This is a genomic window from Sulfitobacter sp. SH22 (assembly GCF_965641905.1).
GTDB lineage: Bacteria > Pseudomonadota > Alphaproteobacteria > Rhodobacterales > Rhodobacteraceae > Sulfitobacter.
Window position 1 is genome coordinate 2,587,782 of record NZ_OZ282573.1, and the last position, 26,291, is coordinate 2,614,072.

Annotated in this window: 23 protein-coding genes and 1 riboswitch; of the genes, 10 read left to right on the forward strand and 13 right to left on the reverse strand. The window is 59.3% G+C overall.

The features are described from left to right. Positions 1–70 precede the first annotated feature (70 nt). A riboswitch (glycine riboswitch) is annotated at positions 71–157 on the reverse strand. Between the two features lie 136 nt (positions 158–293). Next, positions 294–848, forward strand: coding sequence for a gamma-glutamylcyclotransferase family protein (locus ACSQ13_RS14725; protein WP_295512508.1), 555 nt, complete (start codon positions 294–296; stop codon positions 846–848). Here ACSQ13_RS14725 and ACSQ13_RS14730 read toward each other — a convergent pair. The 3 genes from ACSQ13_RS14730 to ACSQ13_RS14740 form a co-directional block, all read right to left on the reverse strand. Next, entirely contained in the window at positions 828–2,225 is a 1,398-nt protein-coding gene (locus ACSQ13_RS14730; RefSeq protein WP_176247997.1) for an MATE family efflux transporter, read from the reverse strand. The two genes, ACSQ13_RS14725 and ACSQ13_RS14730, sit on opposite strands and share 21 nt — an antisense overlap. Positions 2,226–2,306: 81 nt before the next feature. Beyond that, on the reverse strand, positions 2,307–3,632 hold the full coding sequence (gene gltX / locus ACSQ13_RS14735) for a glutamate--tRNA ligase (protein ID WP_176247996.1): 1,326 nt from the start codon (positions 3,630–3,632) through the stop codon (positions 2,307–2,309). 66 nt (positions 3,633–3,698) lie between these two features. After that, positions 3,699–5,357 carry an NAD+ synthase gene (locus ACSQ13_RS14740; protein ID WP_176247995.1) on the reverse strand — a complete coding sequence of 553 codons (1,659 nt, stop codon included), beginning with the start codon at positions 5,355–5,357 and terminating at the stop codon, positions 3,699–3,701. A 172-nt stretch (positions 5,358–5,529) separates the two neighbouring features. Here ACSQ13_RS14740 and ACSQ13_RS14745 point away from each other — a divergent pair, with 172 nt between their 5' ends. Next, positions 5,530–6,921, forward strand: a complete 1,392-nt coding sequence (locus ACSQ13_RS14745) for an MORN repeat-containing protein (RefSeq protein ID WP_176247994.1) — start codon at positions 5,530–5,532, stop codon at positions 6,919–6,921. Beyond that, positions 6,918–7,268 carry an antibiotic biosynthesis monooxygenase family protein gene (locus tag ACSQ13_RS14750; RefSeq protein ID WP_176247993.1) on the forward strand — a complete coding sequence of 117 codons (351 nt, stop codon included), beginning with the start codon at positions 6,918–6,920 and terminating at the stop codon, positions 7,266–7,268. The genes ACSQ13_RS14745 and ACSQ13_RS14750 overlap by 4 nt, the downstream gene beginning before the upstream one ends. 78 nt (positions 7,269–7,346) lie before the next feature. Here ACSQ13_RS14750 and ACSQ13_RS14755 read toward each other — a convergent pair whose 3' ends face one another. Both ACSQ13_RS14755 and ACSQ13_RS14760 read right to left on the reverse strand, forming a co-directional pair. Then, positions 7,347–8,876 carry a cryptochrome/photolyase family protein gene (locus ACSQ13_RS14755; protein WP_295512448.1) on the reverse strand — a complete coding sequence of 510 codons (1,530 nt, stop codon included), beginning with the start codon at positions 8,874–8,876 and terminating at the stop codon, positions 7,347–7,349. Next, positions 8,870–9,535 (reverse strand): SDR family NAD(P)-dependent oxidoreductase, encoded by a 666-nt coding sequence (locus ACSQ13_RS14760; RefSeq protein WP_176247991.1) that lies wholly within the window; start codon positions 9,533–9,535, stop codon positions 8,870–8,872. Before ACSQ13_RS14760 ends, ACSQ13_RS14755 begins: the two co-directional genes overlap by 7 nt. A 265-nt stretch (positions 9,536–9,800) precedes the next feature. Here ACSQ13_RS14760 and ACSQ13_RS14765 point away from each other — a divergent pair, with 265 nt between their 5' ends. Then, positions 9,801–11,369 carry a 2-isopropylmalate synthase gene (locus ACSQ13_RS14765; RefSeq protein ID WP_176247990.1) on the forward strand — a complete coding sequence of 523 codons (1,569 nt, stop codon included), beginning with the start codon at positions 9,801–9,803 and terminating at the stop codon, positions 11,367–11,369. Between the two features lie 36 nt (positions 11,370–11,405). Here the strand turns inward: ACSQ13_RS14765 and ACSQ13_RS14770 are convergent, their stop codons facing one another. Beyond that, on the reverse strand, positions 11,406–11,987 hold the full coding sequence (locus ACSQ13_RS14770) for a VOC family protein (protein ID WP_176247989.1): 582 nt from the start codon (positions 11,985–11,987) through the stop codon (positions 11,406–11,408). 173 nt (positions 11,988–12,160) lie between these two features. Here ACSQ13_RS14770 and ACSQ13_RS14775 point away from each other — a divergent pair, with 173 nt between their 5' ends. From ACSQ13_RS14775 to ACSQ13_RS14800, 6 genes are all read left to right on the forward strand, one after another. Further along, positions 12,161–13,207 (forward strand): rod shape-determining protein, encoded by a 1,047-nt coding sequence (locus ACSQ13_RS14775; protein WP_295512451.1) that lies wholly within the window; start codon positions 12,161–12,163, stop codon positions 13,205–13,207. 72 nt (positions 13,208–13,279) lie between these two features. Continuing rightward, positions 13,280–14,185, forward strand: coding sequence for a rod shape-determining protein MreC (gene mreC / locus ACSQ13_RS14780; RefSeq protein WP_176247988.1), 906 nt, complete (start codon positions 13,280–13,282; stop codon positions 14,183–14,185). Continuing rightward, positions 14,185–14,817 carry a rod shape-determining protein MreD gene (locus ACSQ13_RS14785; RefSeq protein ID WP_255200044.1) on the forward strand — a complete coding sequence of 211 codons (633 nt, stop codon included), beginning with the start codon at positions 14,185–14,187 and terminating at the stop codon, positions 14,815–14,817. Before mreC ends, ACSQ13_RS14785 begins: the two co-directional genes overlap by 1 nt. A gap of 10 nt (positions 14,818–14,827) precedes the next feature. Continuing rightward, positions 14,828–16,771 carry a penicillin-binding protein 2 gene (mrdA, locus tag ACSQ13_RS14790; RefSeq protein ID WP_176247987.1) on the forward strand — a complete coding sequence of 648 codons (1,944 nt, stop codon included), beginning with the start codon at positions 14,828–14,830 and terminating at the stop codon, positions 16,769–16,771. Then, positions 16,768–17,907: a rod shape-determining protein RodA gene (gene rodA / locus ACSQ13_RS14795; protein ID WP_176247986.1), complete on the forward strand. Its 1,140-nt coding sequence runs from the start codon at positions 16,768–16,770 to the stop codon at positions 17,905–17,907. Before mrdA ends, rodA begins: the two co-directional genes overlap by 4 nt. 6 nt (positions 17,908–17,913) lie before the next feature. Beyond that, positions 17,914–18,846, forward strand: coding sequence for a 2-hydroxyacid dehydrogenase (locus ACSQ13_RS14800; RefSeq protein WP_295512455.1), 933 nt, complete (start codon positions 17,914–17,916; stop codon positions 18,844–18,846). Between the two features lie 113 nt (positions 18,847–18,959). On the opposite strand, the gene ACSQ13_RS14805 is transcribed toward ACSQ13_RS14800, so the two are convergent. From ACSQ13_RS14805 to ACSQ13_RS14835, 7 genes are all read right to left on the reverse strand, one after another. Continuing rightward, entirely contained in the window at positions 18,960–20,975 is a 2,016-nt protein-coding gene (locus tag ACSQ13_RS14805) for a M3 family metallopeptidase (protein WP_176247984.1), read from the reverse strand. A gap of 240 nt (positions 20,976–21,215) precedes the next feature. Next, positions 21,216–21,647: a DsrE family protein gene (locus ACSQ13_RS14810; RefSeq protein ID WP_176247983.1), complete on the reverse strand. Its 432-nt coding sequence runs from the start codon at positions 21,645–21,647 to the stop codon at positions 21,216–21,218. Between the two features lie 58 nt (positions 21,648–21,705). Beyond that, positions 21,706–22,749 carry a HesA/MoeB/ThiF family protein gene (locus tag ACSQ13_RS14815; protein WP_176247982.1) on the reverse strand — a complete coding sequence of 348 codons (1,044 nt, stop codon included), beginning with the start codon at positions 22,747–22,749 and terminating at the stop codon, positions 21,706–21,708. A 91-nt stretch (positions 22,750–22,840) separates the two neighbouring features. Then, positions 22,841–23,290 (reverse strand): dUTP diphosphatase, encoded by a 450-nt coding sequence (gene dut / locus ACSQ13_RS14820; RefSeq protein ID WP_176247981.1) that lies wholly within the window; start codon positions 23,288–23,290, stop codon positions 22,841–22,843. Between the two features lie 75 nt (positions 23,291–23,365). Next, entirely contained in the window at positions 23,366–24,559 is a 1,194-nt protein-coding gene (gene coaBC, locus ACSQ13_RS14825) for a bifunctional phosphopantothenoylcysteine decarboxylase/phosphopantothenate--cysteine ligase CoaBC (RefSeq protein ID WP_176247980.1), read from the reverse strand. Between the two features lie 21 nt (positions 24,560–24,580). Further along, a complete protein-coding gene (locus ACSQ13_RS14830; RefSeq protein WP_295512458.1) occupies positions 24,581–25,387 on the reverse strand; it encodes a ChaN family lipoprotein in 807 nt (268 codons plus the stop codon). Positions 25,388–25,428: 41 nt separating this feature from the next. Next, a complete protein-coding gene (locus ACSQ13_RS14835; protein WP_373029879.1) occupies positions 25,429–26,262 on the reverse strand; it encodes an RNA polymerase factor sigma-32 in 834 nt (277 codons plus the stop codon). Positions 26,263–26,291 lie beyond the last annotated feature (29 nt).

The window sequence follows — 26,291 nt, forward strand, 5'->3', positions numbered from 1 at the left end:
CCTCTGTCCTTTCGCCTGAGATCGTTATCCCTTCGGCGGGTGCATGTGGCACCACTCTCCAGAGTTTTTCGGTCACGTAACGGTCCATTTGCCTGAGAGTTTCCGGGGCGGTTGCTCCTTCGGCACCGGGTTTCCCCAGTTCTCCCGTTACGGTGGCTATTGCTATGCCGGAAGATGGCGCAGCGTCAAGTGACGTCACGCCGATGGTGACGATTGTTTTTCGCAATGCCTCTTGTTCAGGCAAACCGCCAGCCGCGGTGGACATCGCCACCCGCATCGGCGAAAACGCGGCCATGACACCTTATTTCTTCGGCTATGGCAGCCTCGTAAACCGCAGCACCCACACCTACCCCGATGCGCGCCCCGCGCAGTTGCAGGGGTGGCGTCGGGTCTGGGTGCGCACCGCAGAACGCGATCTGGTTTTCCTCAGCGTAGAACCGGACCCGCACACCACTGTCGACGGGTTGATCGCTGCCGTGCCGGGGGCGGATTGGGAGGCCCTGGACGCCCGTGAAACCGGCTATGACCGGATCAACTCCGGCAATGGTGTGCGACACGATATCCTGCCCGCCCCTGACATGGCGCATTACTCCATCGCCCCCGAAAACCAGAAACACGGCGGCGATCACGCGATCCTGCTCAGCTATCTTGATGTGGTGGTTCAGGGGTTTCTGCGCGAATACGGCACCCAAGGCGTCACGCGCTTTTTCGATACCACCCGCGGCTGGGACACGCCGGTGCGAAACGACCGCGCCGCACCGCTCTATCCCCACCATCAATCCCTGACCGTGCAGGAAAAAGCCCTCGTTGACGACAACCTGTACCGTCTAGCGGCGCAGGTGAAGTAACGACATCAACCGGCCCTCGCGGCCAAACACCTCGGGGCGCGGACCCTTGGGCTGGCCGCCATTCGCGATCATCCGCAGTGCCAGCACCCATGCAAATCCGCCGAACAAGACGCCCGCCGCCGCCTGCCCGATCAATACCCCCGGCGCGCCGAACAGGACGCTGCCCAGCCATACCAGCGGCACCATGCCAACCGTGTTGCGCCCCCAGTTGGTGAAGGTGGAATAATAGGGATGCCCCATATTGTTGAAGGCCGCGTTCGACACGAACAACACCCCGTTAAAGAAAAACGCCAGCGACAGCGGCCCGCAGAACAAAAAGATCAGCGTCATCGTGATGCCATCCGCATCAAACAACGCCGCCAACGGCCCCCGCGTCAAAAACAAAACGACCGAAATCGTGACGATGACAATCGCGGCAAACAGGATACCCGCATTATAGGTCCGCTTGACCCGCCCGATATCCCCTGCACCAAAGTTTTGCCCGATGATCGGCCCCACCGCCCCCGACAACGCGAATATCACCGCAAAAGCCACCGGCATCATGCGGCTGACAATCGCCATACCTGCCACGGCCTCTTCGCCATAAGCCGCCATCGCGCGGGTGACATAGGCCTGCCCCACAGGGGTCGCGACCTGGGTCAAGATCGCCGGCACCGCAATCGCAAGCACCGGAAACAGATCGCGCCACATGCCGCCCAACCTGGGCCGGGCGATCCCGCCATAATGGCGCACGATCGGCATCAGCGCGGTATAGGCAATCACCACCCGTGCCACAAAAGACGCAAGTGCCGCCCCGGTCAGATCAAGGTCAAAGCCAAAGATCAGGATCGGATCAAGGATCGCATTGACGATCCCGCCAGCAATTGTCGCCATCATCGCGCGGCGCGCATCCCCGTGAGCCCGCAAAATGGCGCTGCCCATCATGCCCAACATCAAGAACGGTACCGATGGCACAACAATCTGCAAGAAATGCACGGCCAGATCCGCCGTTTCCCCCTGTGCGCCGACCAGATGCACCAGCCAGTCCAGCGCCAGAAACACCAACACCGCAAACACGATCCCGAAGATCGCGCCATAACACAGCGCATGGGTGGTCCGCTCGCGGGCCAAAGCCATATCATCCTGCCCCAAGGCCCGCGCGACCAAAGCCCCCGCCGCAATCCCCAGACCAATTCCAAAGGACGTGGTGAAAAACAAGATCGCACCGGCATAGCCAACAGCCGCCGCCAGCTCGGCCTTGCCCAACATCGAGATGAAAATCATGTCGACAAAATCGACCAGAAAAACCGCAACCAGTCCGACTGACGCCATCAGCGACATGGTCGCCACATGACCAAAAAGGTTGCCCGACAAAAATTTGGCGCGCCCGTCAGCCATGACACGCGCGCCCTCTATTCATTTTGCCAAATAAACTTTCGCCGAAGGCTCCCGAACTTGCGCCCGGATGCCCCCGCCCGATCATCCGCGCGCCTTCACAACTTGCAAAAGCGGCAGCACCGCGGCCATCTCGGGGCCGCGCGCCTGTCCGGTCAGCGCCAGACGCAGCGGCATGAACAGGGTTTTGCCTTTGCGTCCGGTCTTTTCCTTGACCGCCGTTGTCCAGGTGCTCCATGTCGTCTCGTCGAACGCGCCCTCGGGCAGCATTGCCATGGCCTCGGCGATGAATTCTTTGTCCTCGTCGGCGATCACAGGCTCCGCCCCCTGACTGAACATGTCCCACCAGCCTTTGAGGTCTTGCAGCGTGGTGATGTTTTCACGCGTGACCTGCCAGAACAGTGCCGCCTTGTCGTCGGGCACCCCGATCGCTGCGATGTCTTCCGCGACAGCCTCAAGCGGCAAGGTCTGCAAATAGCGGGCGGTCATCGGGAACAGGTCCTCGACGTCGAACTTGGTCGGGGCTGAGCTGAAGTGGCTGATGTCGAATCCTTCGATCAGTTCTTCCATGGTCGTGCGCAGCTCTACCGGGTCAGACGACCCGATCCGTGCCAGCACACTCAGCAACGCAAAGGGCTGAACACCGCGCGCACGCAGATCGCGCAGGGCCAAAACGCCAAGGCGTTTGGACAGCGCTTCGCCTTGCGGGCCGGTCAGCAGCGAATGGTGCGCAAACTCGGGGACAGCCCCGCCAAGCGCCTGCATGATCTGGATTTGCGTCGCCGTGTTGGTCACGTGATCCGATCCGCGCACCACATTGGTTACGCCCATTTCGGTATCATCGACGACCGACGCCAACGTGTACAAAATCTGCCCGTCAGCACGGATCAGCACAGGGTCGGAAACCGACGCCGCATCAATCGAGATATCGCCAAGAATGCCGTCATTCCATTCGATGCGTTCCTGATCCAGCTTAAAGCGCCAGACACCGGGGCCACGCTCTTCGCGCAGTTTGTTCTTTTCGGCTTCGGTCAGGTTCAGTGCCGCACGGTCGTAGACCGGCGGCTTGCCCATGTTCAGCTGTTTCTTGCGCTTCAGGTCCAGCTCTGTGGGCGTTTCCCAGGCTTCATAGAAACGGCCCATCTCGCGCAGCTTGTCGGCCGCAGCGCGGTATTTGTCCAACCGTTCGGACTGACGCTCAACCCGGTCCCATTTCAGGCCCAGCCATGTCAGGTCTTCTTTCAGGCCTTCGACATATTCTTCCTTGCTGCGGATCGGATCTGTGTCGTCGATGCGCAGGATGAAGGTGCCGCCATTCTTGCGGGCAATCATATAGTTCATCAGCGCCGTGCGCAGGTTGCCGACGTGGATATAACCGGTGGGGGATGGGGCAAAGCGGGTGATGGTCATTGGGTTCTCCTGTTGGCCGCTGGCTTGTCACAGCACGGCCAGATTGTCCAGAAAATGAGGCGGCGTTCAGCTGGGATCGCGCCAGCGGTTCACGATAGGATAGCGCCGGTCCAGCCAGAACGCGCCCTTGGTCAGGCGCGGCCCCGGGGCAGACTGGAACCGTTTATATTCGCTGATATAGATCAGGTGCTCGACCTTCTTGGCCACATCGCGGTCAAAGCCCGCCTTGACGCAGTCGGCGATTGATCCGTCTTGATCCACCAGAATGTCCAGCATCGCGTCCAGATCGGGGTAATCGGGCAGGCTGTCGCTGTCTTTCTGGTCTTCGCGCAGTTCCGCCGTGGGTGGCTTGTCGATGATACGCGGCGTGATGACTTCGCCCGCAGGCCCCATCATCCAGTCGCGGTGATTGTCATTGCGCCAGCGGCAGGTTTCAAACACGCGGGTTTTATACAGGTCCTTGATCGGGTTATACCCGCCCGCCATATCGCCATAGATCGTGGCATAGCCCACGGCGACCTCGGATTTATTGCCCGTGGTCAGCAGCATCTCGCCGAATTTGTTGCTCATCGCCATCAGCAGCAAACCGCGCAGACGCGACTGGATGTTTTCCTCTGTCAGGTCGGGCTTTGTGCCCTCGAACAGCGGTGCCAGCGTGTCGGTGATCGCCGCGCGCCCCTGCTTGATCGGCACATAGTCATAGCGACAGCCCAACGCCTCTGCGACGGCCTCGGCATCATCCAGCGACGCCTGCGAGGTGTATTCAGAGGGCAGCATCACACAGCGCACGTTGTCTGCGCCCAGCGCATCCACGGCAATCGCCGCGACAATCGCCGAATCGATCCCGCCCGACAGGCCCAGCAGCACCTTTTTAAAGCCGGTCTTGCGCATGTAATCGCGCAGACCCAGAACCATGACGCGGTAATCTTGCTCGTATTCCGACGGCAGACGTACCTTGGGGCCATCCACAATACGCCAGCCATCAGGCCCCTTTTGCAGATCGACATGTGCGATTTCGCTATCGAATGTCGGCATCTGGAACGCCAGCTTGCCACTTGGGTTCAGGCCAAAGCTGGCCCCGTCGAACACCTGGTCATCCTGACCGCCGACCATGTTCAGGTAAATCAACGGCAGTTCGGTCTCGATCACGCGGGCGACCATATTGTTCAGCCGCGTATCGAACTTGCCGCGATAGTAAGGCGATCCATTGGGCACCAACAAGAATTCAGCCCCGGTTTCCGCCAAGGTTTCAGCTACATCAGGATGCCAGGCATCTTCGCAGATCGGGCTGCCGATGCGGGTATTTCCGACGGAATACGGCCCGCCCAACGGGCCGCTGTCAAAAATGCGGACTTCGTCAAACACCGTCTCGTTCGGCAGATTGTGCTTTAGAACGCGGCTGGCGATTTTACCGTCCTTAAGGATCAGATAGGCGTTATACAGCTCTGCCCCCTCGACCCAGGGTGCGCCGATTGCCAATGCGGGGCCATCGGCACAATCTGCCGCCAGCGCGTCGATATGGGTCATCGCATCCAGCTGGAAGGCGCGCTTCATCACCAGGTCCTGCGCATTATAGCCGGTAATAAACATCTCGGGCAGCGCGACCAGATCGGCACCTGCAGCTTTGCCCTTGGCCCATGCATCGCGGGCAAGGTCGGCATTCCCGGCCAAATCCCCGACGGTCGGGTTCAACTGTCCCAGCGTGATGCGAAAACGCGATGTCATATGGCGATCCTTCGATATTGTCCGCGTTGGATGTAGCAGATCATGCGCCAAGGGAAAGGGTCTTGCCCGTCTCGCAAAAGACGATTGCCCCCTTGGTGCCCATTGCTTAGTCTTGGACGTAACAAAAAGCGCCAACCCCGATCCGGTGCCCCTTTTAGTCGAAAGCAGTAATATGTCCCGGTTAACCGTTACCCCCCTGATCCTGTGCCTAAGCCTGCTGCCGTTCTCTGCGCTGGCCCAAGACGGATCGGTGCTGAGCAAGCAATATGACGATGGCGGCATCTACGAAGGGACATTCCGCGGCGGGGTCCAGCATGGCACGGGCACCTACACCCTGCCCAATGGCTATGAATATTCCGGCGAATGGGCCGATGGCGAAATCAAAGGCACAGGTATCGCACGTTTTCCCAACGGGTCCATATACGAAGGCAGTTTCGCCAAAGGCAAACCTGACGGTGTTGGCAAGATCACCTTTGCCGATGGCGGCACCTTTGAAGGTGAGTGGCAGGGCGGCGCGATCATGGGCCAGGGCATCGCCATCTATGCCAATGGTGTCCGCTACGAAGGGGCGTTTCGCAATGCCAAACACCACGGCAAAGGGGTGATGCAATCCCCCGGCGGATATGAATATCAGGGCGATTGGGTCGACGGGGTCAAGCAGGGCGTGGGCAAGATCACCTATCCCGATGGTGCCGTCTATGATGGCCAAATCCAGAATGGCGAACGCAACGGCACGGGCACGCTGACAATGCCCGACGGGCTCACCTATGTCGGGCTTTGGAAAGACGGGCAGATTGATGGCACAGGCAGATTGACCCAACCCAATGGCGACATTTACGAGGGTGATCTGGTTGCGGGCCAACGTCAGGGCAAGGGCAAGGTGACCTATGCCAATGGCGATGTCTATGATGGTCAATTCAAGGATGACCGCCGCGACGGCCAGGGAACATTTACCGGCACCGACGGCTATACCTACACAGGGTCCTGGGTGGCCGGCCAAATCGAAGGCGAAGGTCAGGTGACCTATCCTGACGGGTCCGTCTATACGGGCAGCTTCCGCGATGATCTGGCAGATGGTCAGGGCAAGATCACCTATCCCGACAGCTCCAGCTACGAAGGGTCATGGGCCGTCGGCGTTATCGAAGGACGCGGCATTGCGACCTATCCCAACGGGATCGTCTACGAGGGTGACTTCAAAAACGCGCGCAACGACGGGATGGGCACAATGACCTATGCCGACGGCTACCGCTATGAAGGCGGCTGGAAAGACGGCCAGCGCCACGGCGCAGGCACGGCGACCTACCCCGATGGCACCGTCTATGAGGGCAGCTTTGCCAATGGCAAACGCGAAGGTATGGGCAAGATCACCATGGCCGACGGCTTCACCTACGAGGGGGAATGGGCCGGCGGTGTGATCTCGGGTCAGGGCACGGCCACCTATGCCAATGGCGATGTCTACCAAGGCACGTTCCTGGACGGCAAACGCCAAGGCACCGGCACCATGCGCTATCACACGGGCGAAGAGGCAACCGGCAACTGGGTCAACGGGGCCTTGTCCGAATGATTGCCGTCATCTTCGAGGTTTCGCCCCACGCCGACAAACGCGCCGACTACCTTGATATGGCCGCCAAGATGCGGCCCTTGGTGGACAGGATCGACGGCTTCATCTCCGTCGAACGCTTCCAGTCGCTCACCAACCCAGACAAGTTGCTGTCGATATCCTTCTTCCGCGACGAGGCTTCACTTGATGAATGGCGCGAACTCACGGCACATCGTGGCGCACAAAAAGCGGGCCGCGACACCATTTTCAAAGACTACCGCATTCGCATCGCCCATGTCATGCGCGACTACGGCATGTTCGACCGCGACGAGGCCCCCACAGACAGCCGCGCTCTCCACGACCCTGCCTGAACCGTACCGGTCCCCCTTCTCTGGCTCTTAAATATCCCCTGCGCGGAGCGCAAAAATCTCTTCCGGAACACCATCGGCCTAGATCACCTCGCCCGCGTCCAGCCGCTTCAACAGCGCATCCCCTTCCGCCAGAACCGTCTCGCGCTTTTCGGCAGCCATCCGGTCCCACGTCCGGTACATATTCCCCATCCGCGCATTGCCCGAAAACCGGTCCCTGTGCCGGTCCAGAAAATGCCAGTAAAGCAGGTTGAACGGACAGGCCTTTTCCCCTGTCTTGGCGCTGACAGAATAGTGGCACGTCTTGCAGTGGTCTGACATCCGGTTGATGTAGGCCCCCGACGACACATAGGGCTTTGACGCGATGACACCGCCATCGGCGAACTGGCTCATCCCCACGGTATTGGGGGCCTCGACCCATTCAAACGCATCGGCATAGACCGCCAGATACCATTCATGCACCTGATGCGGATCAATCCCCGCCAGCAAGGCAAAATTGCCGGTCACCATCAGCCGCTGGATATGATGCGCATAGGCTTGGCTTTTGGTCTGTGCCACAGCCTTTGAAACACAGTTCATGCGCGTTTCGCCGCCCCAATAGAACCACGGCAAGTCGCGCGTGTGGCCCAGCACATTGCGCTGCGTGTAGTCAGGCCCCTCAAGGAAATAGATGCCGCGCACATACTCGCGCCAGCCGATGATCTGCCGGATGAACCCTTCGACGGCGTTGATCGGCGCGTTGCCCTTTGCATAGGCTGCCGCTGCCGCCTCGCACACCTCGAACGGGCCAAGCAGGCCGATGTTCAGGTAGGGCGAAATGACGGCATGGTACAGAAACTGGTTCTCGTTCAGCATCGCGTCTTGATAGTCGCCGAACCGGGGCAACGCGTGTTCGATGAAATGATCCAGCACCTGCAATGCCTCGGCCCGCGTTGTGGCAAACCAGAACGGCTCCAGATCGCCAAAGTGATCGCCGAAACGCGCCGCCACCAGATCCAGCACCTCGCGGGTGATGGCGTCAGGTTCAAATTGCAGGGGGCCATCGACGGTAACATCATCCGGCGCGGCCTTGCGGTTGTCGTGGTCGAAATTCCACTTGTCGCCAGCGGGCTTGTCGCCCTCCATCAAAAGGCCGGTCTTGCGCCGCATCTCGCGGTAGAAATATTCCATCCGCAGCGCTTTGCGCCCGTCTGCCCATCCTTCGAATTCCGAATGTGATGCCAAAAAATGATCGTCGGGCAGAACCTCGACCTTCAGGGGCGCGTATTTCAGCTTGTCGATGAGCCGCCATTCGCCCGGCTCTGTTGCCAGCACCTCGGTCGCGCCGGTCTGTTCGGCACGGCGCAGCAATTCCCCCACGATAGAGCCTGCATTTTCCGTATCATCCAGCTGCGTATAGGCAACGGTCCAGCCGTCCTCCTCCAGCGCGCGGGCGAATTTGCGCATCGCGGCAAAGATCAGCGCGATCTTTTTGGGGTGGTGTTTGACATAGCTGGCCTCGTCCGTGACCTCGGCCATGACGATGGTGTCGCGCGCCTTATCTGCCGCGCGCAGCGCGCTCAGCCCTTCCGACAGTTGGTCACCAAGGACCAGAACCAGCCGCGCTACCATGGCACTACCTTTCCGGCCCAGTCAAAGAACTGACCCGTCTGTTCAGGCGTCAAACCGTCGATCACCGACATTAGGTTTTCCGCCGCCTCCGATGCTGCGACCGCAGGATGGCGGGCAAGATATTTTTCGGTGAATGGCGTCTTGACCGTTCCGGGATGCAGCGCCACGCAAATGCTTTGCTTGTGCGACCGCGCCAGTTCGATGGCGCTGGTATGCACAATCTGGTTCACCGCCGCCTTGGCGCTGCGATAGCTGATCCAACCACCGATCCTGTTGTCGCCAATCGACCCAACCCGTGCCGACAGCACCGCAAAAACGCCACGCCCGTCGCGGCGCAAAAGGTCGGGCGCATGGCGCAAGACCAGCGCAGGGCCAACCGCGTTCAGCGCAAACTGGTCCATCATCGCCTTTTGAGTGATGGATTTGATGGTCTTTTCCGGCTCTGCCCCGTCAATCTCAAGCGCGCCAGACGTGACGATGACCACATCAAAGGGGCCATCCAGCGCGCCGATATGCGCCTCGACGCTCGCCTCGTCCGTCAGGTCCAATCCGTCAACCGACCGCGACAGGCCCGTCACCTGATCACCACGTGCCGTATATGCAGCCGCCAGAGCCGATCCGACCCCGCCTGACGCGCCAATAATCAAAATCTGTTTCATAGACCTCAAGTAGCAGGCAAACTGCGCCCTTCAATATCGCCAATCGAAACGAGCCAAAAAACTCTTCCCATTTGGGTTCGCAGCAGTATAACGTGCCCCATGACTTATGCTGATCATACACCGACCCTGACGCGCGCCAGCGCGCCGTCGCTGTGTGCAAACCTACTCCTGCTAATCCGCCTCTGAGCGTGCCATCCGGCGCGCCCGCTCAGAGGGATGTGCAGCGCGCCAAGGATTTGAAAAGCAGAATGAAAGAACCCAAAACATGACCGATACGACCAAACAAGACCGCGTCTTGATCTTTGACACGACGTTGCGCGATGGCGAACAATCGCCCGGTGCAACCATGACCCATGCCGAAAAGATCGAAATCGCCGGCCTGCTGGACGAAATGGGCGTCGATATCATCGAAGCCGGCTTCCCCATCGCTTCCGAGGGTGACTTTGCCGCCGTCAGCGAGATTGCAAAACTGTCGAAGAATTCGGTGATCTGCGGTCTGGCCCGTGCGCAGCTTGGCGATATCGACCGCTGCTGGGATGCCGTGAAGCACGCAGCCCAACCACGCATTCACACATTTATCGGCACCTCGCCGCTGCACCGCGCCATTCCGAACCTCACCATGGATGAAATGGCCGAGCGGATTCACGAGACCGTCACCCATGCGCGCAATCTGTGTGACAACGTGCAATGGTCCCCGATGGATGCCACCCGGACAGAGCTGGATTATCTGTACCGCACCGTCGAAATCGCGATCAAGGCGGGGGCGACCACGATCAACATCCCCGACACCGTCGGCTATACCGCGCCGCGCGAAAGCGCCGAGTTGATCCGCAAGCTGCTGGAAAACGTGCCCGGCGCGGACGAGATCATCTTTGCTACCCATTGCCACAACGACCTTGGTATGGCGACCGCCAACAGCCTTGCCGCCGTCGAGGCGGGTGCCCGTCAGATCGAATGTACCATCAACGGGCTTGGCGAACGCGCTGGCAACACCGCGCTGGAAGAAGTCGTGATGGCCATGAAGGTGCGCAACGACATCATGCCCTATCAGACGGGCGTGGACAGCACCAAGCTGATGAACATCTCGCGCCGTGTTGCGACCGTGTCGGGCTTTGCCGTGCAGTTCAACAAGGCCATCGTCGGCAAGAACGCCTTTGCCCACGAAAGCGGCATCCACCAGGACGGGATGCTGAAAAACGCCGAAACATTCGAGATCATGCGCCCCGAAGATGTGGGCCTGACCGAAACCAATATCGTCATGGGCAAACATTCGGGCCGCGCCGCGTTGCGCTCCAAGCTCGAAAACCTTGGCTACGAATTGGGCGACAACCAGCTCAAGGACGTCTTTGTACGGTTCAAGGAACTCGCCGATCGCAAAAAGGAAATCTATGACGAAGACCTGATTGCCTTGATGCGCACAGCGGCAGACCCTGAAAGCGACCGGATCAAGCTGAAGTCGATGCATGTTGTCTGCGGCACCGAGGGGCCGAACGTGGCCAAGATGACCCTGACCGTGGATGGGGCCGAACTCAGCACCGAACAGACCGGCGATGGCCCCGTTGATGCGTCGTTCAAATGCATCAAAGCCTTGGTTGATCACAACGCCCGCCTGCAACTGTATCAAGTGCACGCCGTCACCGAAGGCACCGATGCGCAGGCGACCGTGTCCGTCCGGCTTGAGGAAGACGGGCGCATCGTGACCGGGCAGGCCGCCAACACGGATACAGTCGTCAGTTCAGCCCAAGCCTATATTCACGCGCTCAACCGTTTGCTGGTGCGCCGCGAAAGAGGCGGCACCGACAAACGCGAAATCAGCTATAAAGACGCTGGTTGATAAGATCAGGCAGGGTTTCGACCCTGCCTTTTTCTTTTAGTACGGGTTTTTTGGCGTCCGGTCGTCCGACAGCGACCGTTGCGACCGCTCCACGATCATCACCGTTGCATCGGCCAGATGCTGGCGTTCGATGTGGTGGTCCCCACGGGCAACGCGCAGTTTATGCGCCTCCAGCATCACCTCGGCGTGGGACGATCCGCGCGGCGGGATGAAGGTATAGCAGGCCAGTTCGATCAGGAACCCAAGCGGGTCTTTGAAATAGATCGAATGCATAAAGCCGCGATCCTTGATGCCTGAATTGCCGATGCCGCGTTCTTTGAGCCGCTCCAGCACTTGATCGAACATGGCGCGGTCCACCTCGAATGCAACGTGATGCACGCAACCCGCATCGGTGGGGGTGCGGCTGTGAACAGGCTTGCGGTTTTCATTGCTGAAGATCGTGATCAAGCGCCCGTCGCCGGGATCGAAATACAAATGCCCCTCTTCGGGGTTGTCCAGATTGGGTTGGTCAAAGATGAACGGCATCCCCAGCAGCCCTTCCCAGAAATCAATGCTTGTCTGACGGTCCGCCCCCATCAACGTGATGTGATGGACCCCGAGTACTTGGATTTTCTGCATTTTCTTTCCCCTGATTTGACCTATTCCCTGAAATACTAGCGCAGTGGCGGCATCATGCCACCCGGATAGTCAACCCCCCTTTCGTCTTGGGGCGCATCGTCCTATACACCAAACAGCCCGCCTCTGATCAGAGTCGCCGGGCCAATAAGATTTTTTGCAAGGTTCTACTGCTCATGTCCATATTTGATCAATTCCGTGGTTTGTTTTCATCCGATATGGCGATTGACCTTGGGACGGCGAACACGCTGGTCTACGTCAAAGGCAAGGGCATCGTTTTGTCTGAACCTTCCGTTGTGGCCTATCACGTCAAGGACGGCGTTAAAAAAGTACTGGCCGTGGGCGAAGACGCCAAGCTGATGCTGGGCCGGACACCGGGCAGCATCGAAGCGATACGTCCGATGCGCGAAGGCGTGATTGCCGACTTTGATACCGCCGAGGAAATGATCAAGCACTTCATCCGCAAGGTGCACAAACGCTCGACCTTCTCCAAGCCCAAGATCATCGTGTGCGTGCCGCATGGTGCTACACCCGTTGAAAAGCGCGCGATCCGTCAGTCGGTTCTGTCGGCTGGTGCGCGCCGCGCCGGTTTGATTGCCGAACCGATTGCTGCTGCGATTGGTGCGGGCATGCCGATCACCGACCCAACCGGTAACATGGTTGTCGATATCGGTGGTGGTACGACCGAAGTTGCGGTTCTGTCGCTGGGCGACATCGTTTACGCGCGTTCCGTTCGCGTCGGTGGTGACCGCATGGACGAGGCGATCATCAGCTACCTGCGCCGTCAGCAAAACCTGCTGGTGGGTGAAATTACCGCCGAACGCATCAAGACATCTATCGGTACAGCCCGCATGCCCGACGACGGGCGCGGCACATCGATGCAAATTCGCGGGCGCGACCTGTTGAACGGTGTCCCCAAGGAAATCGAAGTGACCCAAGCGCAAATCGCCGAGGCGCTGGCCGAACCCGTGCAGCAAATCTGCGAAGCCGTCATGACCGCGCTTGAGACAACACCACCCGACCTTGCCGCCGATATCGTTGACCGGGGCGTGATGCTGACCGGTGGTGGCGCGTTGCTGGGCGATCTGGATCTGGCGCTGCGCGAGCAGACCGGTCTGGCGATCTCGGTCGCTGACGAGCCGCTAAATTGTGTGGCCTTGGGCACCGGCAAAGCGCTGGAGTACGAAAAACAACTGCGCCATGCCATCGACTACGACAGCTAATCAGGCACAGTTTACCAAAGCCCGACCAGCGGCAGGACGGCCCTGCCCAACAGGCAGGATACACGTCACGACATGGCCATAGACAGATCATCCTCCAACGATTTTGGCCGGCCCTTGCGCCGGATCATGATGGCTGTGCTGATTTTGCTTCTGTTTGGCGTGTTCCTTTTGTGGCGGATAGACAGCCCGCGTGTTGAGCGGTTTCGCGCACAAATCACTGACAGGATCGTGCCCAATCTGGATTGGGCCATGGCCCCGGTAACCGGTGCCGTGAACCTGCTGCGCGACTATCAAAGCTATCAGCGGCTGACTGTGCAAAACCAGGAACTGCGGTCCGAACTGCGCAAGATGCAGACTTGGAAGGAAGCCGCCCTTCAGCTTGAACAGGAAAACGCGCGCTTGCTGGACCTGAACAAGGTGCGGCTTGATCCGCGTTTGACCTATATCACCGGCGTGGTGCTGGCCGATTCCGGCTCGCCTTTCCGGCAATCGGTATTGCTGAACGTCGGCGCACGGGACGGCATCGTCGAAGGCTGGGCCACTGTTGATGGCATCGGCCTTGTCGGGCGGATATCGGGGGTCGGGCAAGACACCGCACGGGTCATTCTGGTAACCGACACGTCCAGCCGTATCCCCGCAACGATCCAGCCTTCGGGCCAACGCGCGATCATTGCGGGCGATAACTCCTCGGCACCGCCGATTGATTTTCTGGAAAACCCCGATCTTGTGCGTCCCGGCGACCGTGTAATCAGCTCGGGCGACGGGGGTGTTTTTCCCGCGGGTCTGTTGATCGGCCAAGTTGCGGCTGACCCCGGCGGGCGGTTGCGCGTGCGGCTTGCTGCCGACTTTGAGCGGCTGGAATTCTTGCGGGTGTTGCGCGATCACGGTGCCGAAACGGTGACCGAAGGGGGCTCTGTCATTCTGGATGGTCGTTTGCCCGCCGTGGCTCCGGCTATCCCCGTGCCCCCTGGCGAATAATGGATACGCTGTCGCCTCTTCGCCTGTGGATGATGCGCGCGGTGTTCTTGCTGCTTGCGTTGATCTTGTTGTTTTTCCACCTTTTGCCGATTGAAACCCAACCTGTGGCCTTGTTTCAGGTTGATCTGCTGCCGCCGCTGGCCAGCATCGACCCCGCCGAGGCGCGGTTGCGCGATTTGCTGAACCAAAGCGGCGCGCGGTACCTTATTGCGCCTGATTTTCTGATCGCCTTTGCCTTTGCATGGTCCGTGCGGCGGCCTGATTATGTGCCTGCGGTCTTGCTGTGTGCCATATTTTTGCTGACCGATCTGCTGCTTCAACGCCCCCCGGGGCTTTGGGCCTTGCTGGCGTTGATCGCGTGCGAGAACCTGAAGCTGCGCGGGCGAACATTGCGCGACAGCAGCTTTGGGCCTGAATGGGTGGCAGTGACAATTTGGCTTTTCGCGATTTTGCTGTTGAACCGCATAGTGCTATCATTGGTACTGGTCCCGCGGCCCGACCTGAAGCTAAGCCTGATCGAGCTGGCATTGACGGTTTTGATCTATCCCGTTGTGGTTTTGATCACCCATGTTTTCATGGGCGTGCGCAAAGCGACGCCGGGCGATTTCGACAGCATCGGCGGCCGCGCGTGAGGAGACTGGAATGAGACGCAGCAGAGCAGAATCAGACGCCAGCCAAGCCAAGCTGAGCCGCCGTGCCGCACTGTTGGGCGGCGTGCAATTGCTGTTCATGGGCGGCCTTGCTGCACGCATGAACTATCTCCAGGTCGATCAGGCCGATCAATATTTGCTGCTGGCCGAAGAAAACCGGATCAACATCCGCCTGATCCCTCCGACACGCGGCGAAATTTTCGACCGCAATGGTGTGCAACTGGCCCAGAACGTCCCGTCCTACCGCATTGTCATGGTCCGCGAGGAAGTCGGCGATGTCGAAGAGGTGATGCACCGGCTGGCCAAAGTCCTCCGGCTGGACCCCGAAGCGCGGGACCGCGCCATTGCCGAGGTAAAAGCCGCCGAACGGTTCTTGCCGGTCACCGTGGCCGATAACGTCAGCTGGGATGACCTGAGCCGCGTTTCCGTGAATGCCCCCGCATTGCCCGGTGTCAGCCCAGAGGTCGGCCTGACACGGGTCTATCCGCGCGGGTCGGATTTTGCCCATATCGTCGGGCGCGTCGGCCGCGTGAGCCAATCCGATCTGGATGCTCAGGAAATACCCGATGCCGTGCTGCGCATCCCCCGCTTTCAAATCGGCCGCATTAATGTCGAAGCCCGCGAGGAAGGGTTGCTGCGCGGGGTCGCTGGCACAAAGCAGGTCGAGGTGAACGCAACAGGCCGTGTGATGCGCGAACTGTCCCGGCGCGAAGGCCAATCAGGTGCCGACATCCAGCTGACCATCGATTCCAAGCTGCAAAACTATGTTCAGGCACGGCTTGGCAACGAAAGCGCTGCGGTCGTTATCATTGATTGCGAAAACGGTGATCTGGTGGCGAACGCGTCCTCGCCCAGCTATGATCCGAACCTGTTCATCGGCGGCATTTCATCGGCCGATTACAATCCGATGCTTGAATCGAAGTACCGCCCGCTGGTGAACAAAACTGTCCAAGGCACCTATCCGCCCGGTTCGACCTATAAAATGGTCGTCGCGATGGCGGCCTTGGAGGAAGGTATCATCGGGCCAGACGAAACCGTCTATTGCCCCGGTCACCTCGAGGTCGGGGGCCGCAAGTTCCATTGCTGGAAGCGTGCCGGTCATGGGTGGGTCGATCTTGAAAACTCGCTCAAGCAGTCGTGTGACGTTTATTACTATGATCTGGCGCTCAAAGTCGGGATCGAGAAGATATCGGAAATCGCCAAGCGGTTCGGTCTGGGCATCCGTCACGACCTGCCCCTGTCCTCAGTGGCGGCCGGCCTTGCGCCCACCAAAGAATGGAAAGCCACAACCCGCGGCGCGGACTGGGTGATCGGCGACACCGTCAACGCCTCGATCGGTCAGGGGTTTACCCTCAGCTCGCCGTTGCAATTGGCGGTGATGACGGCGCGGATGGCCACAAACCGCATGGTTACGCCGCGCCTCATCAAATCCATCGACGGCATTGAACAACCCTCGGGCGGGGGCGAACCGCTGGGGATGAACGAAAACAACCTGCGCAAAATTCGCAAGGGGATGCATGTGGTCGTCAATGATCGCAGGGGGACCGGGTACCGGTCCCGCATCATTGCCGAAGGCATGCGGATGGCCGGCAAGACCGGTACAAGTCAGGTGCGAAATATTACCACGGCCGAACGCGCACGCGGTGTAAGCCGAAACGAGGACCTGCCATGGGAACGCCGCGACCACGCGCTTTTCGTGGCCTTTGCCCCCTCAGACAAACCGCGCTATGCCGTCTCTGTTCTGGTCGAACATGGCGGGGGCGGATCGACCGCCGCCGCACCCATTGCCCGCGACGTCCTGTTGCAAGCGCTCTATGACGGAGAGCCGCCCCTGGATGCTTACCCTACAGCCGATAGGGGCAGAATTGCCGCGCAACAAAAGGAACTGCGTGACGTGCAGCCTCAGGCCACGATTAAGGGTAAAGATCAGGCATGAGTTATCTTGAATATACCGTCAAACACGTCCCCACGGGATTGCGGAAAATACTGCACCTGAACTGGCCGCTGACGATCTTGCTGATCGCCGTGTCCTGTGTCGGTTTCCTGATGCTCTATTCCGTCGCGGGGGGCACCTTCACACCTTGGGCCGAACCGCAGATGAAACGCTTTGCCCTCGGGCTTAGCTTGATGATCGCGGTTGGCATGGTGCCCATCTGGATGTGGCGCAACCTTGCTGGCGTTGCCTATCTCGGGACGGTGGTGCTGCTCATCGGGGTTGAACTTTTCGGGTCTGTCGGAATGGGCGCACAGCGCTGGATCGAATTGGGGTCGTTCCGGCTGCAACCCTCGGAACTGATGAAGATCACCTTGGTGATGATGCTGGCCGCCTATTACGACTGGCTGCCCGCCAAGCGGACATCGCGCCCGATCTGGGTATTCATTCCGATCGTCATGATCCTTGTCCCCACGGCCCTGGTGCTCAAGCAGCCCGATCTTGGCACCGCGCTTTTGCTGATGTTCGCAGGCGGCGGGCTCATGTTTCTAGCCGGCGTGCATTGGGCCTATTTTGCCGTCGTCATCACGGCAGGTATCGGCTTGGTCACCGCCGTATTTCAGTCGCGCGGAACGCCGTGGCAATTGCTCAAGGATTATCAGTTCCGCCGGATCGACACCTTTATTGACCCCAGCACAGACCCGTTGGGCGCAGGGTATCACATCACCCAATCCAAGATTGCCCTGGGATCAGGTGGCTGGACAGGGCGCGGCTTTATGCAAGGGACGCAATCGCGCCTAAACTTCCTGCCCGAGAAACACACCGATTTCATCTTTACCACCTTGGCCGAAGAATTCGGGTTCATCGGTGGCTTTTCATTGCTGGGCCTCTATGCCCTGATCATCATTTTCTGCATCGCCGCTGCGGTGATCAACAAGGATCGCTTTTCCTCCCTGCTCACCTTGGGCATTGCTCTGAACTTCTTTTTGTTCTTTGCGGTCAACATGTCGATGGTGATGGGCATGGCCCCCGTCGTGGGCGTGCCACTGCCACTGGTCAGCTACGGCGGCTCGGCGATGCTTGTTCTCTTGCTTGCCTTCGGGCTGGTCCAATCCGCACATGTCCATCGCCCAAGGTAGGTCTGAATGTCCCTGAACATCCTATTCGCCGCACGCCCCGAACGCTGGACGGTCTATGAAAAACCCTTGCGCGATGCGCTGCGTGCAGCAGGGATTACCGCGAAGCTAAAGCTGGATATCCCCCCTTCCGAAGTCGACTATATCGTCTATGCCCCAAACAGCACCTTGCAGGATTTCACCCCCTACACCCGCGCCAAAGCTGTGTTGAACCTGTGGGCAGGCGTCGAAAAGATCACCGGCAACACGACGCTGCATATCCCGCTGGCCCGCATGGTGGACCCGGGCCTCACCAAAGGGATGGTCGAATGGGTGACCGGGCACGTCATGCGCTATCACCTTGGGCTGGATATCGACATTCTGCACACAGGCACCGACTGGACACCGCGCACGCCGCCGCTCGCACAGGAACGCAAAGTCGGCATTCTGGGCATGGGGGCACTGGGTGCCGAGACCGCCAGAACGCTCGTCAATCTGGGGTTCGATGTGGCCGGCTGGTCACGCAGCGCCAAGTCCGAACCGGGTGTAAAATGCTTTCACGGGGATCAGGGCCTGCAAGACGTCCTTGCACGCAGCGAAATACTGGTGCTTTTGCTGCCCGACACGCCCGCGACCGAAAACATAATCAACAAGGCCGCATTGGCAGCGATGCCGGATGGGGCCTTCATCATCAACCCCGGCCGCGGACCCTTGATCGACGATGATGCGCTCATCGGCGCACTTGATAGCGGCAAGATTGCACATGCCACCCTAGACGTGTTCCGTATCGAACCCTTACCCGCAGAGCATCCCTACTGGGCACATCCACATGTCACCGTGACCCCCCATATCGCCGCAGAAACCCGCGCCGTGACAGCCTCACAGGTGATCGTCGAAAACATCCAACGCGGAGAAACCGGCCAAGGTTTCCTGCATCTGGTCGATCGCACTTTAGGCTATTGATGGCCCCTGCCTTGCGGGTGGAATTTGAGTTTATTTGGCAAAATGAAATCAGAGCGGTCTGCCCCGTTTTTCATTTTGCCCTTAAACTCTCGCCGAAGGCAAAAAGTTCTTTTTCAAGCCGCGATTAACCCGCGCCCTTTCAGCAATGCCTCAACACCCGGCAACCGCCCTCTAAACGCCGTATAGAGCTCTGCCGCGTCGCGACTGCCGCCTGTGGAAAGGATATGCTCTTCGAGCGCCTTGGCCCTTTCGGGGTCAAATGCATTTCCCTTTTCTTCGAACGCCTGGAACGCATCTGCATCCATCACTTCGGACCACATATAGCTATAATATCCGCTGGAATATCCGTCCCCGGAAAAGACATGCGCGAATTGCGGTGTCGCATGGCGCATGGTGATCGCGGGTGGCATGCCCAAACCCGCCAGAATTTCCGCCTGCTTGACCATCGGATCGCCAGGTGGTGGCGCATCATGAAACTCCAGGTCAACCAGGGCGGACGCGACATATTCTACAGTCGAAAATCCCATGTCAAAGTTGGCTGCACCCAGAACTTTGTCCAGCATATCTTTGGGCATGGCTTCGCCGGTTTTGGCGTGGACCGCAAATTCGCCCAGCACCTCGGGCACTTCCAGCCAGTGCTCGTACAGCTGGCTTGGCAGCTCCACAAAGTCGCGGGCGACCGATGTCCCGCTCACGGATTCATAGGTTACATTCGACAACATCTGATGCAATGCGTGGCCGAACTCGTGAAACAAGGTCCGCGCATCGTCATAGGACAAAAGTGCGGGTGACCCTTTGGCAAAGTTGCAAACGTTGATCACGATCGGCGATTGCTCGGCCGGGAACTTGGCCTGAGCGCGCATGGCGGAACACCACGCACCCGACCGCTTTGATCCGCGGGCGAAATAGTCACCGATGAACACGGCAACATGCTTCCCGTTCCGCGTCACTTCCCAGGCGCGACAATCCGGATGATAGAGCGGCACATCAAGGGGCGCGAATTCGAGAGAGAACAAACGCGTGGCGCAGCTAAAGGCCGCGTCAATCATACGGTCCAACTGGAAATACGGTTTCAACGCGGCTTCATCGAGGTCATGTTCGGCCATGCGCCGTTTTTCCGCGTAATACCGCCAATCCCAGGGGGCCAGATCCGCGTTCACGCCATCCGCATGCATCATCTCAGTCAGCACGGCACCATCCGCCTCGGCCTGCGCCTTGGCCGGGGCCCACACATCCATCAACAACTGCCGGACGGCATCCGGCGTCTTTGCCATTTCGGTTTCCAACTTGAAGGCTGCGAAATTCTTATAGCCCAGCAGCTTGGCGCGTTCTTCGCGCAATGCCAGTGTTTCAGCGGCGATGGCGCGGTTATCCGTATCGCCCTCGTTGGCTCCACGTGCCTGCCACGCCAGAAACGCCTTTTCGCGCAGGTCGCGGCGGGGCGAGAATTGCAGGAACGGCACGATCAGTGACCGAGACAGCGTAATGACCGGGCCGCCTGCGTCTTTTTCCGCGCCCGCATTGCGCGCGGCGTCAATGACGAACTCGGGCAACCCCTCAAGGTCGGCTTCCTCAAGCTTCATGAACCATGACCGTTCATCTGCCAAAAGGTTCTGGGTGAATTGCGTACCAAGCACCGCCAACCGGCCCTTGATTTCCTTCATTCGCGCATCCTCGGCACCTTCCAAGGCGGCACCAGAGCGTACAAACCCGCGATGGGTCAGCATCAGCACGCGGGCTTGCTCTGGGGTCAAATCAAAGCTGTCGCGCTTGGCCCACACCTCGGCCACACGGGCGAACAATGCCTTGTTGCTTGATATCTCGGAAAAATGCGCCGCCAGAAGCGGGGAAAACCTGCGCTGCAATTCTTCGCGAAGCGGATTGCTGTCTGCGCCCGCCACGGTGAAAAACACCCCCAGCACGCGGTCAAGCTGGCTGCCCGCCTCTTCCAGCGCCTCAATCGTGTTGCCGAATGTCGGCGCGACATCGCAGCTGGCGATCGCATCAATCTCCATGCGGTGCGTGGTCAGCGCCTCATCCAGCGCGGGCTCGAAATTGCTGTCTGAAATCTTGTCAAACGGGGCCAGTTCAAACGGCGTATCCCAGTCCTGAAGCAAGGGGTTTGTCATGGTATTCTCCTTTGCCGAACAAGGTAGGGTTCGGGGCGGAAGGTTGCAATCGTCTGCGTGGATACGCAGACATGACCAAAGGCAAAATGGGGGCAAAAATGACCCGCCGTATCCAGCAGTGTCAGGGGACTTATCATGTTGCGGATGCAGGAACCCGTTCCGAAACCGAAATAACAAGGGTCTAGGCGTGTAGAAAACCCGACCCCGGGCACATGGATACACCCTGGGGCCGGTCACTATTCATGGGCGCACGTATGCGAACCCGTCTTCTTGCAATTCGATCAACCGAACCACACCTGAGGGCACAACGGTTGCCTCAGATAGCAAAACAACATCGTGACCTGTCTTTTTCTTCATGCCGGCCATCGTATTTGCACAGGCCGAAAAACTGATGTTGTCCATTTCCAGGGACATCGCGGAAATACGTTGCGCGACCGGGCTTTTGTCAGCGATCAACATGTTCAGACCGGGGCCATAGGTCACCATTTCAATGGTGACTGTATCGCCTTGGCTTTCATAATAGCTGGCGACGTTTGCAGCGTTATTCAGCGCCATGTTCATCACCTGTGGGTCATTTTGGTCGACGTGAATGGCAACCTTATGCGCCACACCTTCGGCGAATACCGCAAGCGGAGCAAAGGCCACAACGGCGGCAAGTGCGAATCGTTTCATGAATTCCTCCTCATTTGGACTGTGATCAGTGTAGCGCTGTTTTTGATCCGTGCCGCATTTAAGATGGGGTACCACACACCGGGCAATCATCGCGCTTGCTGACACCGATCACGCGGTTTTCCCCATAAAGCGCATCATACATCACCATCTGGCCACGCAACGGCGCACCGGCCCCTGTGATCACCTTGATCGCCTCGACCGCCATCATAGACCCGATGACGCCGGGCAAGGGCCCGATCACCCCGGCCTGCGCACAAGACGGTGCCAGATGGGCGGCGGGGGCTTGGGGAAACACACATTGATAACATGGCGCACCCTTGGCAGGGTCAAAGACGCTCAGCTGACCCTCCCATTGGCTCAGCGCGCCCGAGACCAACGGAACACCGGCAGCGACGCAGGCACGGTTTACCAGATAGCGGGTGTCGAAATTATCGGTTCCGTCCAGAACGATATCGTATTCAGCGATCAAGGTGGCGGCGATGTCATCGTCCAACCGGCGGTTATAGGGGTGCACAGTGACGAAAGGGTTCTGCGCCTCCAGCTCGGCCTGCGCCGAGAACACCTTGGGCATGCCGATGTTGCGGTCTTTGTGAATGACCTGACGTTGCAGGTTCGCATTGTCGACCACATCGTCGTCAATCACCCCGATCGTACCGACACCAGCCGCGGCAAGATATTGCAAAACCGGCGCGCCCAGACCACCGGCACCGACAACCAGAACCTTGGCGTTTTTCAGCGCCTTTTGACCGGCACCGCCGACCTCGCGCAGCACGATATGGCGGGCATATCGGTTCAGTTCGGTCTCCGAGAAACTTCCCGATTGCGGGATCGGGGTGTCTTGAACCGCTGCGCTCCGGCCACGCAGATATTTCACCCCCCAGCCATAGCCGAAAACCAGCAAGACGAATCCGGTCAAAAGCAACCAGGGTGCCGCAGTTGCACCTGTCGCTTCACGCAAAGGATGCCCGTCCGGCAGCAATAGATTCACGCCAATCACGGCACCCAGCAAGACGCCCAACAGTTTCAGCCGGCTCTCACGCGACCGGCCCATCGCGGCACCGACGCCCCAGATCACGGCCGCAAGAATAACAACAAGTAACATCTGGCCCCGAATTCATCTGATTATGTGGCTGCAACAGATCCGCAACCTAAGCATTTTTCCGCCGACACCAACCCAAAAAGCCCGGCCCTTGCTATTTCAGGCCGGTCGATCCGAACCCGCCTGCCCCACGTTCACTATCCGACAATTCTGTCACCTCGGCCGTGGCATAGCGCGTAACTTGGGCAATCACCGCCTGCGCAATCCGGTCGCCATGCTGTATCTCGAACGGTGCATCGCCAACATAGTACAGCCCCACCATCACCACGCCGCGATAATCCTCGTCTACCGTGCCGGGGGCATTGGGGATCAAAAACCCGTGCTTTAGCGCCAGGCCAGAACGTGGCCGTATCTGCATTTCCGTGCCGCGGGGCAGCTCAACATGAAACCCGGTCGAAATCAGCTTGATATCGCCCTTTGCAAACACCATCGGCCCCTCAGGCAGAAACGCCCGCAGATCCATCCCCGCCGCGCCAGCGGTTTCATATCCGGGTAACGGCAAATCCGCATTCCCGGCAACCCGCATAAACTTGATTTCAGACATATTCATTCCTCACAAACCGTGACGCAGCAAATGCTTCCAAATGGTTCCAAATCCTCGCCGAAGGCATAGAATCTTTTACTTCAACGCCTCGGCAATGCGTGCGGCCAACTGCTTGGCCACCTGATCCTTGCCCATACGCGGCCAGTCTTCTGCCCCGTCGTCACTGATCAGGGTCACTGCATTTTCACCGCCGCCCATGATCCCTGTGGCGGGTGACACATCATTTGCCACGATCCAGTCACATCCCTTGCGCAGACGTTTCGCCGTGGCGTTTTCAATCACGTCATTCGTTTCGGCGGCAAAGCCGACAACCAGTTTGGGCCGTCCTTGCGTCATCTGGCTGACCGACTTCAGGATGTCCGGGTTTTCCGCAAACTCGAGCATTGGCAAACCGTCTTTGGATTTCTTCAATTTACGGTCGCTGGCCGATGTCACCCGCCAATCGGCCACCGCGGCGGCAAAGACCCCCGCATCGACGGGCAACGCCGCATTCACGGCTTCCTGCATCTGGAGCGCCGTCTCGACGCGCACGACCTGCACACCGCTTGGCGGCGGCACATCGGCGGGGCCGGTGACGAACACAACATCGGCCCCCAACGCCGCCAGGGCGCTGGCAATCGCCGTTCCTTGCGCACCGGAAGACCGGTTCGCGATATAGCGCACGGGATCAATCGGTTCATGGGTCGGGCCTGACGTGACCAGAATACGCCGCCCGTTCAGCGGGCCATCGTTCAGCCGGGCTTCAATCGCCGCCACGATCTCGAGCGGTTCCGACATCCGGCCGGGGCCGAATTCACCACAGGCCATGTCACCGTCATTGGGGCCGACAACGGTAATCCCGTCACCGCGCAACGTGGCAAGGTTGCGCTGCGTGGCCGCGTGTTCCCACATGCGCACGTTCATCGCAGGTGCAATCATCACCGGCGTATCCGTGGCAAGCAACAAGGTCGATGCAAGATCGTTTGCCAATCCGCCCGCCATCTTGGCCATCAAATCAGCCGTTGCCGGTGCCACGACCACCAAATCCGCAACACGGCTCAGCTGGATATGCCCCATCTCGGCTTCGTCCCCCAGATCGAACAGGTCGCGATAAAGCCTTTGCCCCGCCAATGCGGACACGGACAAGGGGGTCACAAACTCTTCGCCTGCGCGGGTCAGAACGGGGGTCACGGTTGCGCCGCGTTCGCGCAAACGGCGGATCAGATCCAGTGATTTGAACGCCGCGATACCGCCACCGATAATCAGCAGAATATGTTTGCCAGCCAGCATGTTCAGCCCTTTTTAACGCAATCAGGCTGAACCATAAGCTGCAAGCGCCGGTTCTGCCAGCCCCATCACTGCTTGGTAAATCCCAGACAAGGGTCTTCGCGCGCGACAGACGGGGACTGCAAGACAAGATCGAAACGCCCCTCGGGGTGCGGCCCCGTCTTCGCCCTGCCCCACAGACACAGTGGTCACATCAGGCCGGGCCGTCTTGATTGCCGCCGGAACACCCCAATCGGCACGCGCATGGCCATTGCCGGTGATCACCACAACCGGACCGCCAGTTTCGTTCAGCGCCCGCAGCGCGGTTTGCGCCAACCGCGCATCGCGCAGGCGCTGCACATCGACCATCGCAGGCAACAGCTCGGGTGGCAGGGCATCGCAATGGGCCGCCATCTGCAAAGCCTCGCGTGTGGCTTGCTGCTTATCGGTCAACGGAACGTCCAGCCCGTAGGTGCCGGCATCCGCCCCGAACGCAGCAAAAATGCCGTCTTTCATGGCTTGGCGCGCCGTCTCTCGTGGGACAGCCGCCCCATAGACCGCAGCCAAGGGGGACGCCGCAAATATCGGGTAATACATCGAAAAATCCGGCCAGCCCGTTCCGTTCCAGCCCAGCGCCTGTTCCAACGCGCTTTGATCACTAACCAGATCCACCCGCACCACGGCAGCTTGATCGGTGGTCAGCATCTCGTAAACCACAGCTGTGGGGGACATACGCGCAATGATATCTGCCTGCGTCTGATGGTGGGCCGGGTTATCATGGCTTTCCCCCAGAACGACAATTTGCGCAGCAGCGAGCCGCGCAAATCCATCATCGCCAAGGGGTTGCGCCATGGCGATGATCGGGAACAGTATAAAGGCCGCTAAAAACCTGATCACATCAAGAAGTGATGAACTTCGGAGGACTGCGTCTCAAGCGTTTTGCGCATCTTGCCAAAGGCCGCAGCCTCAAGCTGGCGCACCCGTTCTTTGGACAGGTTCAATTCCTCGCCAAGGCTTTCCAATGTGCGGGGCTGGTCGCGCAGCTTGCGCTCGCGCACAATAAACTGCTCGCGTTCGCTCAAGGCATGCATCGCGCCCAGCAACCAGTTGCGAAGCGTGGTGATGTCGTGACTTTCCTCCACCTTTTCGGCGGCCTGCGCACTGTCATCGACCAACGCATCAATCCACTCGCGCCCCTCGTCTTCCGAAGATTGGGTCGCGTTCAACGAATAATCAGAACCGGACAAACGTCCTTCCATCATTTCAACGTCATGCATCGGCACGCCAATCTCGGTCGAGATCATTTGCCGCAGCTGGTGCTTGTCCAGTGCCTCGCCCGCAACCTGGGCTTCACGCTCAAGACGGGCCTGCACGCGGCGCATGTTGAAAAACAGCGACTTCTGCGATGACGTGGACCCCGTGCGCACCATCGACCAGTTGCGCATCACGTGGTCCTGAATGCTCGCCTTGATCCACCAAACCGCATAGGTCGAAAACCGCACACCGCGGTCCGGGTCGAATTTGTCAGCGGCCTTCATCAGGCCAAGGCTTGCTTCTTGAATAAGGTCGTTCATCGGCGCGCCGTAGCGCTTGAATTTACTCGCCATCGAGATCGCCAGCCGCATGTAGGCGGTGATCAACCGATGCAGTGCCTCCTCGTCCCGCTGGTCGCGCCAGGCATAGGCCAGCTTCAATTCGGTTTCCGCATCCAAAAGCTCGGCCTTCATGGCGGTACGGGTCAACGAAAATTCACGCG